14 protein-coding genes are annotated in these 15,203 nt (G+C 57.9%); 5 read left to right on the plus strand and 9 right to left on the minus strand.

The window, feature by feature from the left end; translation table 11 throughout:
* The first annotated feature begins 135 nt into the window (after positions 1–135).
* The 3 genes from K5845_RS00950 (at position 136) to K5845_RS00960 (ending at position 4,093) form a co-directional block, all read left to right on the plus strand.
* On the plus strand, positions 136–1,347 hold the full coding sequence (locus K5845_RS00950; RefSeq protein ID WP_287958042.1) for a lytic murein transglycosylase: 1,212 nt from the start codon (positions 136–138) through the stop codon (positions 1,345–1,347).
* Between the two features lie 413 nt (positions 1,348–1,760).
* Complete coding sequence (locus K5845_RS00955; protein WP_046477692.1) at positions 1,761–3,503, plus strand: carbamoyltransferase family protein; 1,743 nt, start codon at positions 1,761–1,763, stop codon at positions 3,501–3,503.
* Positions 3,504–3,613: 110 nt separating this feature from the next.
* A complete protein-coding gene (locus tag K5845_RS00960) occupies positions 3,614–4,093 on the plus strand; it encodes a copper chaperone PCu(A)C (RefSeq protein ID WP_046477690.1) in 480 nt (159 codons plus the stop codon).
* Positions 4,094–4,151: 58 nt separating this feature from the next.
* Here K5845_RS00960 and K5845_RS00965 read toward each other — a convergent pair whose 3' ends face one another.
* From K5845_RS00965 to K5845_RS00995, 7 genes are all read right to left on the minus strand, one after another.
* Positions 4,152–5,480: an NAD(P)/FAD-dependent oxidoreductase gene (locus K5845_RS00965; RefSeq protein WP_046480109.1), complete on the minus strand. Its 1,329-nt coding sequence runs from the start codon at positions 5,478–5,480 to the stop codon at positions 4,152–4,154.
* Positions 5,481–5,539: 59 nt separating this feature from the next.
* Positions 5,540–7,987 (minus strand): phenylalanine--tRNA ligase subunit beta, encoded by a 2,448-nt coding sequence (gene pheT / locus K5845_RS00970; protein ID WP_287958045.1) that lies wholly within the window; start codon positions 7,985–7,987, stop codon positions 5,540–5,542.
* 43 nt (positions 7,988–8,030) lie between these two features.
* Positions 8,031–8,639 carry a hypothetical protein gene (locus K5845_RS00975; RefSeq protein WP_139165281.1) on the minus strand — a complete coding sequence of 203 codons (609 nt, stop codon included), beginning with the start codon at positions 8,637–8,639 and terminating at the stop codon, positions 8,031–8,033.
* Between the two features lie 74 nt (positions 8,640–8,713).
* Positions 8,714–9,787, minus strand: a complete 1,074-nt coding sequence (gene pheS, locus K5845_RS00980) for a phenylalanine--tRNA ligase subunit alpha (RefSeq protein ID WP_046477684.1) — start codon at positions 9,785–9,787, stop codon at positions 8,714–8,716.
* A gap of 177 nt (positions 9,788–9,964) precedes the next feature.
* Positions 9,965–10,345 carry a 50S ribosomal protein L20 gene (gene rplT, locus K5845_RS00985; protein ID WP_046477682.1) on the minus strand — a complete coding sequence of 127 codons (381 nt, stop codon included), beginning with the start codon at positions 10,343–10,345 and terminating at the stop codon, positions 9,965–9,967.
* 57 nt (positions 10,346–10,402) lie between these two features.
* A complete protein-coding gene (gene rpmI, locus K5845_RS00990; RefSeq protein WP_046477681.1) occupies positions 10,403–10,603 on the minus strand; it encodes a 50S ribosomal protein L35 in 201 nt (66 codons plus the stop codon).
* Positions 10,604–10,942: 339 nt separating this feature from the next.
* A complete protein-coding gene (locus tag K5845_RS00995) occupies positions 10,943–11,413 on the minus strand; it encodes an aminoacyl-tRNA deacylase (protein ID WP_046477679.1) in 471 nt (156 codons plus the stop codon).
* Positions 11,414–11,819: 406 nt separating this feature from the next.
* Between K5845_RS00995 and K5845_RS01000 the strand changes: the two genes are divergently transcribed.
* Complete coding sequence (locus K5845_RS01000) at positions 11,820–12,257, plus strand: CBS domain-containing protein (protein WP_046477677.1); 438 nt, start codon at positions 11,820–11,822, stop codon at positions 12,255–12,257.
* 159 nt (positions 12,258–12,416) lie between these two features.
* Here K5845_RS01000 and infC read toward each other — a convergent pair whose 3' ends face one another.
* The gene (infC, locus tag K5845_RS01005; protein ID WP_046477675.1) at positions 12,417–12,956 is read right to left on the minus strand and encodes a translation initiation factor IF-3; all 540 of its coding nucleotides are present in this window, start codon (positions 12,954–12,956) and stop codon (positions 12,417–12,419) included.
* Between the two features lie 166 nt (positions 12,957–13,122).
* Positions 13,123–14,331 carry a glycosyltransferase family 4 protein gene (locus K5845_RS01010; RefSeq protein WP_287958049.1) on the minus strand — a complete coding sequence of 403 codons (1,209 nt, stop codon included), beginning with the start codon at positions 14,329–14,331 and terminating at the stop codon, positions 13,123–13,125.
* A gap of 56 nt (positions 14,332–14,387) precedes the next feature.
* Between K5845_RS01010 and K5845_RS01015 the strand changes: the two genes are divergently transcribed.
* Positions 14,388–15,185, plus strand: a complete 798-nt coding sequence (locus K5845_RS01015; RefSeq protein WP_287958051.1) for an alpha/beta hydrolase — start codon at positions 14,388–14,390, stop codon at positions 15,183–15,185.
* The last annotated feature ends 18 nt before the right edge of the window (positions 15,186–15,203 follow it).

The raw sequence follows: 15,203 nt of genomic DNA on the forward strand, positions 1-15,203 counted from the left end.
AAAACGAGGTTACCTGCCTACACGAAGGCCCACGTGCTCGCACGTGTAGGCACTCGGTGGACTTGACTGATCTTGAGCGATCAGGCGAGGTGCCGCCGCCCACATTTTGCAATCATATAGACGGGGAGAGTTCATATGCGATATCAGCGTTCGTTGGCCGGAGTTGCTTTGGGGTTGCTGTGTGCCGCGGCCCTGCCGGTCGGGTCGCTGGAGGCAAGTTGCACAAACCGGGGCAGCTTCTCGTCTTGGATGAAAGAATTTCGACAAGAAGCCGCACAGAACGGCGTTTCCCAACGCACGATTTCGCGGGCTCTGGATGGTGTGTCCCTTGATGAACGCATTATCAAGCGCGACCGCCGGCAAGGGTTCTTCTCTCAATCTTTCAATGATTTCTCCAAGAAGCTCGCAACAAACCACAGATTACAAGCCGGTCGGAAAAAGATCGCCGCGAACCGAAAAACATTCGAACGCGCGGAAGCTACCTACGGCGTACCAGCGGAAGTAATCACCGCATTCTGGGCGCTGGAGAGCGATTTTGGCGTGGGCATGGGTGATTATCCAGTCCTACAGGCGCTCGCGACGCTGGCTTATGACTGCCGACGGCACGAACTTTTCCGCGCGGAGTTGCTCTCCGCCCTGAAGATCATCGACCGTGGTGATCTGGATCCCGGTGAGATGATCGGGTCTTGGGCGGGCGAACTCGGTCAGACGCAGTTTCTTCCGACGCACTACCTCAATCACGCCGTCGATTTCGATGGCGACGGACATGCCAACTTGTTCAAGAGTGATGCGGACATCATCGGATCGACGGCAGCGTACATGAAGCATCTCGGCTGGCGACCTAATGAGCCCTGGCTGCAGGAGGTCGTCGTTGCTCGTGATCTGCCGTGGCAAGAGGCTGATCTTGTTATTAAGCATCCTAGATCAAAGTGGGCTGGCTGGGGCGTGAAGCTGGCAAACGGAAAAGCGCTGCCCAACGACAATCTGCCTGCTTCGCTCCTGCTCCCGATGGGGCGGACCGGACCAGCTTTCCTCGCGTATAATAATTTCGATATCTACCTAGAGTGGAACCAATCGCTCAACTACGCCACGACCGCGGCCTATTTGGCGACGCGCATTGGCGGCGCGGATCCAATGAAAGGGCAGGATCGCAATATACCTTCTCTCTCAGGTCAGGAAATGAAAGCCCTGCAAAGCAGCCTGACAGACCGCGGTTATGATGTCGGTAAAATCGACGGCATTCTCGGAGCCAAGACGCGCGCAGCGGTGAAAGAAATGCAGTTGAAGTTCAACCTGCCCGCCGATAGCTACCCAACGATCGATCTTTTGAGACAATTGGGGGGCTGAGCACCGCATTTTCGAGGGGTAAACGAAAGTATCATCGTTAACCCCTCGCCGCTGCCGTTATTCAAATATCGACCAAGAAAACTGGTGAGCTACATTTTAGCGCAGGTTCTGAGACTTCAACGAAAAAGTCGTTCCAGACCTACTGTCTACGCCTTATTCCCGCAATATTTCATCTCATCTTTAGCTAGATCTAAATTCTGAAACCTATTGGCATGGTTGAAAAAAGGTTTCGTTTAGGCAATTAAGCAGCGGCTGGCTTGCATTCCCCCGGTACGCCAGTCGAATTCCCAGCAAGTTACTTCTAGCTGGCGCCTTGCGGCGCATCCGCAGGCGAAATGTGAGGGCTCGTCTCGCTGAACCATATCGCGGAACGTGCTGATTGGGGCGTTGAATAATAGTTGGGATGATTACGTGTGCATATACTCGGAATAACTACAGAAACGCATGATACCGGCGTGGCGATCCTGCGCGACGGGATGCCTCTCGTTGTTTACGAGGAAGAGCGCTTCAATCGAGAGAAACACACCAAGCGCTTCCCGCAACAGGCCCTGGCTGCAGCGTTTGACGGTTACGGGCTCAAGCTCTCCGACATCGACGTCATTACCGTTCCGTGGAATATGAATTCCTATCGGCGCACGATCGGACGCATTCTTACGCGTAAGCTCCCTCATAGCCTCAATCTGCTTTGGCCTGAAGCGCGTAAGACAACAGCGCTCGGCGCTGCGAACATGCCGCTCCGGCTCAAAACAGCGCTCGGACGGCGCTACGGTTTCCAGAATTTGCCACGGCTCGTGCAGATCAATCACCATAACGCTCACGCTGCCGTATTTTTCGTTTCGCCTTTCGAAGAAGCCACCATTCTCATTATGGATGGCTACGGTGACGAATCCGCGACCAGCGCCTATGCCGGCAAAGGTAACCGTATCGAAAAGCTATGGCAGGACGATTTCTTCGATTCCCTCGGCATGCTCTATTCGTGCGTCACGGAGCATCTCGGTTTCAAGGTATTCGAAGAAGGCACAGTCATGGCCCTGGCGGCTTGTGGCGGTCCTACATATCTCGATAAGTTCCGGGATGTCGTGCGCTTGCTCGACGGTGGGCGGATCGCGATCAACCGCGACTACATCGGCTATGATACGCATGGCTTCATGCGGCCGTTTGCGGAAAAGTTCGTCGGCTTGTTTGGACCAGCGCGCCGTCGCGAAGATCCATTAACGGACCATCACCGCGATCTCGCGTTTGCTCTGCAGGCGGTCGTGGAAGAAGCCATCATCCACATCGTGCGGGAGCTCTCGCGGCGGCATCCGTCGCGCAATCTGGTGTTGTCGGGCGGTGTCGCTTTGAACTGCGTCGCGAATGCTCGGATTCTGCGCGACACTGATTATGAAAACGTTTGGGTGCCACCCATCGCTTCGGATTCGGGCGTTTGCCTGGGTTCCACGCTCTACTATCACCATCAAACCCTCGGCCATCGCCGGGAGTATACGATGAACCATCCGTTCTTCGGCATCCAGTTCACTGACGATCAGATCATTGAAGCCCTTAATGCTGCGGGACTACCTTATAAGCGCCTCAGCGAGTCGGACTTGCTCCGCACGGTCGCGCAAGATCTCGCCGCCAGCCGGATCGTCGGCTGGTTCCAGGGGCGCGCAGAAATCGGCCCGCGCGCACTCGGCAATCGCTCGATCTTGTCAGACGCGCGCAGCCTGAAGATCAAGGATCTGATCAACGCGCGCATCAAACACCGCGAGGCGTTCCGGCCATTTGCTCCGGCAGTGCTCGTCGAGAAGGTCAGCGAATACTTCGAGTTCGATCAGGCTGACCCGTTCATGACGATGGCACCGCGACTCCGCCCGAACAAGGTCGATGTTATTCCAGCTGCGGCACACGTCGATGGCACGGGACGGCTCCAGACCGTAGAACGGACGGCTAACCCCCGCTACTACGCGCTCATTGAACAGTATGCGAAGTTGACGGGCGTTCCGGTCGTTCTAAATACCAGTTTCAATCGTCAAGAGCCGATTGTGAACACGCCGAAAGAAGCCATCTCTTGTTACCTCCGAACGGAAATGGACGTTCTCGTTCTTGGGGACTTCTATATTACCGAACGCCCGGCGCAGGCGATGGAGAAGGCACAACTGGCTTTTGCCGCTTGATGTGAACGCCGTTTCTACCTGGAGGCACGCGGGATCTTGAATGCCCGAGTGCCTCCAGTGTTGTTGCGGTCCAATGCAACGGGGCACGAGACTTTCAACAGGAGCCTTCGATGAAAAAACTCCGATTGCTTGCGATCGCTACGCTGGCGGCTTCCGCCCTGGCCGGTATCGCGGTTGCCCATGACTACGAGGCCGGCGCGTTGAAGATCGACCATCCTTGGGCGCGACCGTCGATCGGTGAAACCAAAAACAGCGCAGCGTATTTCAAGATCGAGAACACGGGTAAGGCTGCAGACCGGTTGGTATCGGCAAAAGCCGACATCGCGGAACGCACGGAACTGCATGAAAGCGTTGACGAAGGCGGCGTCGCGAAGATGCTGCCGCTTAAGGACGGCATTCCCGTTCCCGCCGATGGCGAAGCCGAACTCAAACCGCTCGGCATGCACGTCATGCTCATGGGGTTGAAATCAAAACTCGAAGAGGGCCAATCGTTTCCGATGACCCTCACGTTCGAGAAACAGGGCGATGTTCAGGTCGAGGTCAAGATTGAGGCTGGCGCCTCCGGCCACAATCATTCGCACCACCACTGATCCCTAAGAAGCACGGGATCAGCAGCTCGCATTCACTGACAACGGCCATTTGTCGTTGTCAGTGAAGTTTCACCTCGGGTTCGGTACGCCGTGTGATGGTGCGCGACAGCGTATCGAGCATGACCTTCCAGGGGCCGTGCAGTGCCCACTGATGCATCTTGTATAGCGAGCGATACATCACCTTGGCGAAGAACCCCTCGATCCACATGCTGCGGCCAGAAACAAATCCCATCAGGCTGCCGACGGTCGAATATTCACCTAGAGAGACTAGTGAACCGAAGTCCTGATATTTGAAGGGACGCAGAGGTTCGCCCTTCATTTGCCTCTGGATCTGACGCAAGACGTGCGAGGCTTCCTGGTGCGCCGCCTGCGCGCGCGGTGGGATCGGCGTTGTCTTTCCTTCCGGCACGAGATACGCGGCATCGCCAATGACGAAAATGTCGTCATCCCGCGTCGTCTGAAGGGTTGGCTTGACCACGAGTTGGTTTGAGCGGCTGACTTCAAGGCCATCGAGATCTGCCAACACGTTCGGGCCTTTCACGCCTGCTGCCCAGACGACAAGCGCCGACGGAATGAACTCGCCTGTCTGCAGCAACACGCCTTTTTCGCTAACGGAGGTCACCCTCGCGTTCGCGCGGACTTCCACCCCGAGCTTTTCGAGGATCTTCGTCGTCGCCGACGATAAGCGTTCCGGCAACGCCGGCAGAATGCGCGGTGCCGCCTCGATCAAAGTGATCTTGATGTCCTTTTCCGGGTCAATGCGATCCATGCCAAAGGCGACGACACCACGCGCAGTGTGATGAAGCTCGGCAGCAAGTTCCGTCCCGGTAGCGCCAGCGCCGATGATCGCGACGTGGAGCTGGCCCGGCTCAACGGGGCCCGGCTGCGCGTTGGCGCGGAAACACGCGTTGACGAGACGCCGGTTAAAGCGCACCGCCTGCTCCTTGGTGTCGAGCATGATGGCGTGCTCCGCCACACCTTCGGTTCCGAAGTCATTCGACACGGAGCCGATGGCGATCACAAGCGTATCGTAGCCGAAGCCACGGGCTGGCGTGATCTGGCGGCCGTCTTCATCATACGTGGCGCTGCAGTAAACCAGCTTCTTCTCGCGATCGAGGCCGGTCAGCTCACCGTAGCGGTAGCGGAAGCCGTGCCAGTGCGCGTGCGCGAGGTAATCGAGTTCGTGGCGTGAAATGTCCATGCTGCCAGCGGCGATCTCGTGCAGCAGTGGTTTCCATACGTGGGTTCGCGCACGATCTAGCAACGTAATGTCAGCCCGGCCACGCTTGCCGAGTTTGCGGCCTAACCCCGTGACGAGTTCGAGGCCGCCCGCACCACCGCCAACAACGACGATGCGGTGCTTGTCGGAGGGGCCCGGCACGATCATAGGTTCGGTTGGATCACCGGAGGTGGCGATTGCCGTCTCGTTCATCGATACCTTCCCCTCTAGCCGCGGATCTCTCCGCCCGTTGCCTTTCCGACCGCCGCGATAACCTTTTCGGCGACCACTTCGATTTCCTTATCCGTAAGCGTTGCATCCATCGGCTGAAGTGTCACCTCGATTGCGAGAGACTTCTTACCTTCTGCCGCTAGATTTCCACCTTCGAAGACATCGAATACGTTGACGCTCGTTATCAGCTTCTTATCGGCACCTTGCGCAGCGCGTACCACATCTCCCGCAGCAACGTCTGCGTTAAGTACGAACGCGAAATCGCGCCGTACGGGCATCAGATCAGCCGTCGCCAGGGGCGGACGCGTCAGGCCCGAGCGCTTCTTTTCCGGTGGCAGGCGATCGAGGAATAACTCGAAGGCCGCCAGAGGCGCTTCAACATCGAGCCCCTTGAGCAGGCCCGGATGAAGCTCACCGAAGTGGGCAAGCACGACCTTTGGTCCCAACCGGAATACACCTGAACGGCCAGGGTGATACCACGCGGGCGCGTCCCGCGTGACCTGCACCTTTGTGACGTCCAACCCGAGGTTTGCAAGGACAGAGGCGACATCTTCCTTAGCGTCGAACACACCAGCTGGCTTTGCCGCGCCGTCCCAGTGCCGTCCTCCGCCGATCAGTCGTGCCGTTCCCGAGCGCACGCCTGCCGCAATAAGCATCTGTTCATCAGGCTTAGGTCCGGCATAGGCCTGGCCCAACTCAAAGAGCGCCAGATCGGGATTGCCGCGATTGCGGTTGCGCTGCGCAGCAGCAAGCAACCCGGGAAGCAAGCTTGGGCGCATGACCGACATCTCGACCGAAATCGGATTGGCCAATGTCAGCGTTTCATCACCGCCGCCGAAGGCTTCGGCCTCTTCCTTCGTGATGAAGGACCAGGTTATGGCCTCTGTGAGCCCACGGCCAGCGAGCGTGCGCCGTGTGCGGCGGACGCGAGACTGGTTGCTGGTCAATACCGGGCGAGCAACGCCGTGCATGCGCGGAAGCGGTGTCGACGGCACGGTATCGATACCGGCGATGCGGACAACCTCTTCGACGAGATCTGCGGGACCGAAGATGTCAGGACGCCAGGACGGGACTTTTACGGTCAGCTTGCCGCCCTTGCCCGAGACCTCGCAGCCTAGCGCATCCAAGATCGCTTTGATCGCAGCATCGGAGAGCTCCAACCCTGTCAACTTAGCAACGCGCGCTGTCTCGAACTGAATCTTAACGTCGGGTTCCGGCGGCTTTCCTGCCACGTTGGCACGTGACGGAGTACCGCCTGCCAATTTGAGGATCATGTCGGTTGCCAGGTCGAGGCCGGGCAGGACGGACGCGGGGTCGACACCCCGCTCGAAGCGATAGCGCGCATCTGTTACGAGACCGGTCTTGCGGCCCGTCGCGGCTGTCCGCAAGGGATCGAACCACGCGCTTTCAATCAGCACGTTTTGCGTCGCTTCGGTGCAGCCGGTATCTTCGCCACCCATAATGCCACCCAAACCTAACGGCCCCTTGTCGTCGGCAATCACGCACATGGTGTCATCAACCACATAGGTCTTCCCGTCCAGACCGAGGAAGCTCTCGCCCTCGCGGCCGAGACGGGCGCGAACACCGCCTGTCAGTTTATCGGCATCGTAGACGTGCAATGGCCGACCGCGATCGTATGAGATGTAGTTGGTGACATCGACCAAGGCATTGATCGGACGCAAGCCGACCGACTTCAGCCGGTTTTGCAGCCACTGAGGCGACGGGCCATTGCTGACGCCGCGCACGTAGCGACCGGCGAATACCGGGCAGGCATCTGCGTCGGCCTCAGAGAACTCGAGATCGATTGCGACGGGGCAATCATAATCACCCTCGACGCCCCCCAGCTTGGGCTCAGGCTTGGGCTCAGGCTTGAGCTCGCCTAATCCAGCGGCAGCCAGATCGCGCGCAATCCCGCGAACGCCGGTGCAGTCAGGCCGGTTCGGCGTTAAACCAACCTCGATAACCGGATCGTCCAGGCCCAGCGCCGCGACATAAGCTGTTCCGACTTGACCCGCGAATTCCTCGCTCACCTCGATGATGCCTTCGCTATCGTCGGATAGCTCCATCTCGGCTGCGGAGCACATCATGCCATTGGACACGACACCGCGGACGGGCCGTTTCTCCAACGTAATGCCCGAGCCCGGCACGTAAGTTCCGATGGGCGCAAACACGCCGAGCATGCCAGCGCGCGCGTTGGGCGCGCCGCAAACGACCTCAAGAGGTGGCTTGCCAGGTTCGGTTTCAACTTGCAGCACTTGCAGGCGATCCGCATCGGGGTGCGGCTTTGCTTCAAGCACCTTGGCAATGCGGAAGGCACCGAGCTGTTCGCCCAGATTCTCAATGCCATCAACCTCCAGGCCGATTGCCGAGAGTGTCGTGGAAATCTGATCCAGCGATGCGTCTGTCTCAAGATGATCTTTGAGCCAGGAGAGCGTGAACTTCATGCCGGTTGCCTTTCCCAGTCACCACTTGGTGTCATAGCACTTTTCAGTTGTCTTCGCTTTCTTTCCGGCCGCCCAAGCGCTCGCGCAGCCTCAACCGAAAGCCATGACGTTTCGATCTTTCCCGCGGCTGTCGCACCTCTCCGTACAGTGTCCTGCGTACGCGGCGCATCCGTGCCCAGATCCATACGAAGGACAGCGCGATGCGAATGAGCGTCAAGCCGTAGTAAATTCGGAAAACGAAGCAATAAATTACGAACCATTGGTTGGAGCGATCCATGAGTATCGGTGTTACCGATATCTCGAAGTGCTCCATGATGTCGAAGAAACCGCCCCGCAAGACAAGGTCGAGGCCAAACAGCGCCGCGCCAATCGGACCTGCCGAAATCGGATTGTTGTCGCTGTCGACAAAAAGGCCGATTCCATCGGACTGCAGAAACAGGCAGCTGACGACGAACAGAATGTAGAAGACGAGCATCGAGATGCCCATCGACCGGTAGTAGATGAGCACGTGACGCAACGTGTCGCCGCTGAATCCGTACTGGATCCAATCGTCGAGATCGCGATGCTTGGTGTCGTGAAAAAACCACGTCAGGATCGCCATGACGATCATGGCGATAGACAAAGCTATCGCCATGATGACGGACGCGGACATATTTATCAGCGCCGGCATCATCCAAACCTAACGACATTGTTGTGTCGTGGCGGATCGGTGGTCCAGAGCCTGTCTCACGACGACAGGCCACCGGCGAGCGTCGGTACGTCCAGCATGGAAAATCCATAATGGCGCAGCCAGCGCAGATCCGCTGAGAAGAATGCACGCAGGTCGGGGATGCCGTATTTCAGCATCGCCATGCGATCGATGCCCATGCCGAAGGCGAACCCTTGGTAGCGTTGCGGATCCAGACCGCAGTTCACCAGCACGTTGGGATGGACCATGCCGCAGCCACCGATTTCAAGCCATTGACCCGGCTTGCCGATCGCTTCCGCACCGATATCGATCTCGGCGGACGGCTCCGTGAACGGGAAGTGAGACGCGCGCAAACGCATCTTTACCTCATCGACCTCGAAGAAGGCTTTGCACATTTCTTCGAGCACCCATTTGAGATGCCCCATGTGGGTCGACTCGTCGATCACCAGCGCTTCGATCTGGTGGAACATCGGTGTGTGTGTCTGGTCGCTGTCGCAACGATAAACGCGGCCCGGAGCAATGATCCGGATCGGTGGTTTTTGCGACAGCATCGTGCGGATCTGGACCGGGCTCGTATGGGTGCGCAGCACCAGACGCTCGCCGTTAGAGTCGGGATGGAAATAGAACGTGTCGTGTTCCTGCCGAGCCGGGTGCTCCTGCGGAATATTCAGCTTTGTGAAGTTGTAGTCATCACTCTCGATATCAGGACCTTCGGCGATCGCGAAGCCCATATCGGCGAAGATCTCCGCCAGCTCATCCATAACATGGCTGACAGGGTGGATGCGCCCTTCCGAGACCGGACCGGGGCGGACAGGAAGTGTGATGTCCGCCTGCTCCGACGCGAGCCGTGCTTCCAACGCAGCGCTTTCAAGGATCGTCTTGTGGCTATCCAGAGCCTCGCTCACGCGCGTTTTGACGGCATTAACGGCCGCGCCGAACGTCTTGCGTTCTTCGGCAGGTAGCGAGCCCAACCGCTTCATCACGGCGGATACGCGCCCGCTCTTGCCAAGCGCGGAGACGCGCACCTGCTCGAGCGCCCCGAGATCTTTCGCGGCGGCAATTTCGCTCAAGAGCTCCGATTGCAGCTCTTCGAGATCAATGGTTTCAGCCATGACTGATGTCCCTTAGTCCACGCATTCGCCAACATCAGGTGGGCGAGGCGGCCTTACCACGGACCGACGCCCTCTCCTTAGAAGCGTTCCGTCGCGGCGACCACTCCTCCGGCCAAGCCTAAAAATGCGGCTTGACCCTCGGTACGGAGTCTAACGGACTATCGCAGGTCGCTCGCCTTAGGCAGCTCGTGCGTTGGCAACCGCAGCCGAAGCCTGGTCTACCAGCGCCTTGAAGGCTGCCGCGTCCTTTACGGCGAGATCGGCCAACACCTTGCGGTCGATCTCGATTCCAGCCTTGTTCAGGCCGTCGATAAATCGACCGTATGTCAGCTCGTTGGCGCTTGCCTCACGGACTGCCGCGTTAATACGCTGGATCCAGAGCGCCCGGAAGGTACGCTTCTTCCTCTTGCGATCGCGATATTGATACTGCAGGGCGCGTTCGACAGCCTGCTTCGCAATACGGATCGTGTTCTTGCGCCGGCCGCGATAGCCTTTGGCTGCATTGAGAACTTTTTTGTGTTTGGCGTGGGCGGTAACGCCGCGCTTAACGCGTGCCATGGTCGTGCTCCACTAAGAAGTGTTCAAGTATTCGGGATGCAATCTCTGAGATCTAGCTCAGCGATTGTACGGCATGTACTTCTTGACGATTTTTTCGTCAGCTTCGCACAGCACCATGGTTCCACGCGCATTGCGGATGAACTTCGCATGACGCTTGATCATGCCGTGGCGCTTACCGGCGGCGGCAACTTTGACCTTGCCAGTCCCTGTGAACTTGAAGCGCTTCTTGGCGCTCGACTTCGTCTTCAACTTGGGCATTTTGCTTCTCCTGGTTCACTCACGGACTGTCCCGCGCCTTTTGGAGACGCTGGCCCTCGTTGTAGACAGCACACACACAAAAAGCGTGGCCACGCTCTCGACCCAACGGGCCAAGATTGTCTTGGGAGGGGCGCTTTGCCTGGACGACAAGCCCATGAGTTAATTTTTGCAAAGCATTTTGAACCGCCACGGCATGCCCCGCCGGGCGGCTCAGAAGCGCGCGTTATACAGGCCGTTGACCGTTATGGCAATGGGGTCGGCGCATCCCGTTGAAGGATACGGAACCGATAAACCCATCGCCCAGAAAACGGTTAATGCATCGATGTCCTCGCCCACGTATCAGGCATGTTCGGCGATGCTGGCCTGCGGGGCTTGGTTCAGCAATTGGCGGAATTGCTCTCCCGACAGATGTATCAAGCTGCAGTGGTCACCGCCCTCGAAGTAAACATCGTCAACCTGACCCAAGCGCTCATCGACGATGGCATCCAGCCCATAGGCAGGCGCGACCGCGGGAATAGCTCCAAGATCGCAGTCCGGGAAGAGAACTTCGATTTCATCCTCAGTCGAAAGGCAGATGGGCCCGTCGATCAGTTCTCCCACAGCATCGAGGCGGACCTTGCATGAGGCGGGAATGACAGCAGCCACAAAACCACCTTCTCGGCTTAAAATGACCGCTTTGGCTAGACGATCTCCCGGGACGTGGCTCGCTTCTGCAATCTGCGATGAAGTCATTTTGCGATCATGGGTCAGCACATCGTACTTGATATGCTTGTCGTCTAGATATTGCTGAAGAGTCAATGAGATAGCCATGGTTTCCTCCTGACAAACGGCAGTTGTCGCGCAAATCGCGGCTCAGCCGACCGGAGCGGGAAACACATTAACTCTAGAGCAGGCCTCTACCTATGAACCTCACGTGCCGAACTGCTTCGGGGGCGGGAGGCATGAACGACGTTAAGCTCAGGCCTGCCTGGCTCGGTCGTACGCCGCACACACAGATGTTTATAAATCTAGCCACCGGGGGCGTTTCCAACAAGATCTTCCGATTAAATCGGAAAAGCGCCAACGCGCTCTGGACGGCGGCAACCGACGTCACCATAATATTTAATCGCTGCTCGAGGGATGGTCCGGCTTAACAGGCTGGGCTGGTTCTAGAGGAAAAGGGGTGAGACTGAGAAAGCCGATGTGGGGGGGAAATACCTCAACGAAAGGCACTCAAATGATTGTCGCTGACCTGTTGCAGGACAAAAAATATCGCATCCTAATGATCGCTCCGACCGAGCCGATTACATCCTTGGCCAGGCGTCTTTTTGATGCGCACGTCGGCTGTATGATCGTGAGCCGCAGCGGGCGGACCATAGATGGCATTATTTCCGAGCGGGATGTGGTGCGTGGGCTCGCCGAAAACGCCGGAAGGATCGACAAGCTTACCGTCGCCGATCTTATGACCAAGTCCGTCATTACCTGCTCGCCAAACGATGACGTGTCCAGCGTTGCCAAGACTATGACCCAGCGCCGTATCCGACATGTTCCGGTTGTTCAGGACGGGGATAAACTTGTCGGCGTGATAAGTATCGGCGACGTTCTCAAGAGCCGGATGGGCGAATTGGAACTGCAGGCAAACGTGCTGCGCGACTACACAATCGCGTTGCGCTAAGTCCTTGTTGAGATCGTGCTCCCTATGGGAAACCGCTTTCCGGAAGCACTCTAGAAGCGGCAAGGCCGGCCCAAAAGGCCGGCCTCGTTTCGGTGTTCAATTCGTGAACGTTCGGGTTCTTCCTATCGCGCAAAAAGCGCGCGATCCGGAAACCCGACGTTAGCGCGGCGCCAAAACCATAACCATTTGGCGGCCTTCGAGGCGTGGTTCGCTCTCGACCTTTGCAATCTCTTCCAGCTCACCCTTGACCCGCTGAAGTACAGCCATACCAAGTTGCTGGTGCGCCATTTCGCGACCACGGAAGCGCAGGGTAACCTTCACCTTATCGCCGTCGTCGAAGAAACGTTTGATGGCCCGCATCTTGACGTCGTAGTCGTGCTCATCAATCGCAGGACGCATCTTGATCTCCTTGATCTCGACGGTCTTCTGCTTTTTGCGTGCTTCGGCGGCTTTTTTCTGCTGCTCGAACTTGAACTTGCCGTAGTCCATGATCTTGCAGACCGGCGGCTGAGCATCCGGAGAAATCTCAACGAGATCCAGGCCGGCGTTATTGGCGCGATCTTGCGCCTCGAGGCGGTTTACCACCCCGACATTTTCTCCGTTCTCATCAATCAAACGGACTTCTCTGACCCTAATGGCGTCGTTGATTTTCGGGCCTGTATCTTCGCGCTGGGGCGCTGCTCGGTGTGGGCGGCGGATGGCTGGTCTCCCTTGGATGCCTCAAAAAAATTCCTGTGCCAATTAACGGCCTGGGGCGCTCACTTAAACCCAATGAAGGCGATCGTCACCCGGCAATAGCACAAGCGATCGAAGAATCGATAACAAGTGTCTCCAAGTCAAGCGCTGAAAATCATGGATGGGGAACTCATGAACGACTTGTTTCGGACCAAGTATCAACCATCCCCTTGTTCAGCAGTTCGTCATAAACAGCCAGCGTCAATCGTTTCATGGCTTTAAGTGAAAAAGATGCGATGACATGCGCGCGGGCCCGCTCACCCATTTCCCGCCGTGCGTCGGGGCTCAACCCCAGGGCTTCGGCAATTGCCTGAGCAAGGGCGGAAACATCTCCCGGGGGGACAAGCCACCCAGTCGCTTGCCCCGGCGATACGTCAGGGCCTCCCTTAACCGTTTCGGGCGGCGCCCCGATGGAGGTGGCGATTACTGGACATCCCATGACTTGCGCTTCCGTAGCCGTCCGCCCGAAAGCTTCCGGTTCAACGGATGCGACGATCGCCAGAAGAGATGTCGCCAGCGCTGCGGGCATATCGCTGACGTGACCGACCATACGGACACGCCCAGTCAGGCCCGCCGCCGCAATCTGAGCCTGAAGCGCGTCCCGATAAGCCGCGCGGCCCTGATGATCCCCGGCCAAGATGATGACGGCATCGCCCAGGCGCTCTTCATCAGCGAGCCGCCGGACAGCTTCGATTACGACATCCTGACCCTTCCAGCTCGTGAGGCGGGCCGCCTGGAGAATAACGGGCACATCCGGGCCAATACCCCACGCCTTGCGCAAATCCGTTACGCGTTCCGGGGCGACAGCGGCGGGGTCAAAGCGCGCTGCCTCGACACCACGATGAATCACACGGAGCTTTTCAGAAGGCGTCCGGTAGCGGCTCGCAACCAACCCCGCCGTATAATGCGAATTGGCTATAATCAGATCCGAGCGCGCCATCACCGAGTTGTAGAGCTTCTTGAGACGCCCCTTTTCACCATACGCGCCATGATAGGTGGTCACGAATGGAATGCCTGTTCGGCGCGCCGCGATCAGAGCACTCCACGCCGGAGCCCGGGAACGCGCGTGAATCAGATCGACGTTCTCGCGTTTTATGATTCGCGCGATCTCATAGCCGTTACGAGCAATGCGTACCGGATTCTTCGTGGCTGCGGGAAACAGCATCAATTCGCCCCCCACTCGCGCCAGGTCTTCGGCGAGGCGTCCGCCCTGAGACAGTACCAAGGCTCGGCCACCTGCTTCGACAATTGCCTGGGCAATCTCAACGGTTGAAAGCTCGGCACCGCCGGTGTCGAGTTCAGGGATGATTTGAAGTATGGTCGGGCGGGTCGCGGCCAAAGGGTCGCCTTCTCGTGTTACGGCAAGACATTCAGACTTTAAGGACGTTCAATAGGATGAGCTCAGGCGAACCGCAATTCCTCGATGTGGGTGATGGAAGCAAACGGCGGAAAATCGCCTATCTGACAATCCCGCCTCCTTCCGCCGACGGGCTTGGGCTGGTGTGGATGATCGGTCTCAAGTCCGACATGGTGAGCACGAAGGCGACGGCACTCGCGGAGTGGGCACCCGCCAACGGCTTCGGCCTGACACGGTTCGAGTACTCAGGCCATGGTTCGTCGTCCGGTGAATTCACCGAAGCCACCATTGGCGACTGGCTCGAAGAGTCTCGAGACATCTTCACCAAAGTCACGCATTGTCGCCAGATTCTTATCGGCTCGTCGACGGGTGGCCACTTAGCGCTCTTGCTTCTGCGCGACCTGATGCGTCGTGACCCCGCAGCAGCGGATCGTATCGCCGCAATCGTTCTTATCGCACCAGCCTGGGATCTCACGGAAGAGTTGATGTGGAAGAAGCTTCCTGCGGAGGCTCAGCGCGAAATCATGGAGAAAGGCGTGACGTATCGGCCTTCCGAATACGGTGATCCTTATCCGATCACGCAGAAGTTCATCGAGGAAGGACGCAATCATCTGTTCAAGGGAGAACCCTTTGACCCAGGGCGGCCTGTCGTCATCCTGCAGGGATTGCTCGACCCCGACGTGCCTGCTGCTCATTCCCGTAAGCTCGTCGAATTCATCCAAAGCGGATGGGCAGAGCTGACCGAAGTCCCTGATGGCGAGCACCGCATGTCACGACCACAGGATCTCGAGCTTCTGTATCAAACAATCAAGCGGGTAGCCGACAAGGTCAGCTAAGCAGATCCATGAGGAGCG

Source organism: Filomicrobium sp. (genome assembly GCF_025698805.1).
Lineage (GTDB): Bacteria > Pseudomonadota > Alphaproteobacteria > Rhizobiales > Hyphomicrobiaceae > Filomicrobium > Filomicrobium insigne.

Coding starts and splice junctions, on each gene's coding strand:
- K5845_RS00950 (WP_287958042.1), top strand. CDS start 136: ATGCGATATCAGCGTTCGTTGGCCGGAGTTGCTTTGGGGTTGCTGTGT.
- K5845_RS00960 (WP_046477690.1), top strand. CDS start 3,614: ATGAAAAAACTCCGATTGCTTGCGATCGCTACGCTGGCGGCTTCCGCC.
- K5845_RS00965 (WP_046480109.1), bottom strand. CDS start 5,480: ATGATCGTGCCGGGCCCCTCCGACAAGCACCGCATCGTCGTTGTTGGC.
- pheT (WP_287958045.1), bottom strand. CDS start 7,987: ATGAAGTTCACGCTCTCCTGGCTCAAAGATCATCTTGAGACAGACGCA.
- K5845_RS00975 (WP_139165281.1), bottom strand. CDS start 8,639: ATGTCCGCGTCCGTCATCATGGCGATAGCTTTGTCTATCGCCATGATC.
- pheS (WP_046477684.1), bottom strand. CDS start 9,787: ATGGCTGAAACCATTGATCTCGAAGAGCTGCAATCGGAGCTCTTGAGC.
- rplT (WP_046477682.1), bottom strand. CDS start 10,345: ATGGCACGCGTTAAGCGCGGCGTTACCGCCCACGCCAAACACAAAAAA.
- rpmI (WP_046477681.1), bottom strand. CDS start 10,603: ATGCCCAAGTTGAAGACGAAGTCGAGCGCCAAGAAGCGCTTCAAGTTC.
- K5845_RS00995 (WP_046477679.1), bottom strand. CDS start 11,413: ATGGCTATCTCATTGACTCTTCAGCAATATCTAGACGACAAGCATATC.
- K5845_RS01000 (WP_046477677.1), top strand. CDS start 11,820: ATGATTGTCGCTGACCTGTTGCAGGACAAAAAATATCGCATCCTAATG.
- K5845_RS01015 (WP_287958051.1), top strand. CDS start 14,388: ATGAGCTCAGGCGAACCGCAATTCCTCGATGTGGGTGATGGAAGCAAA.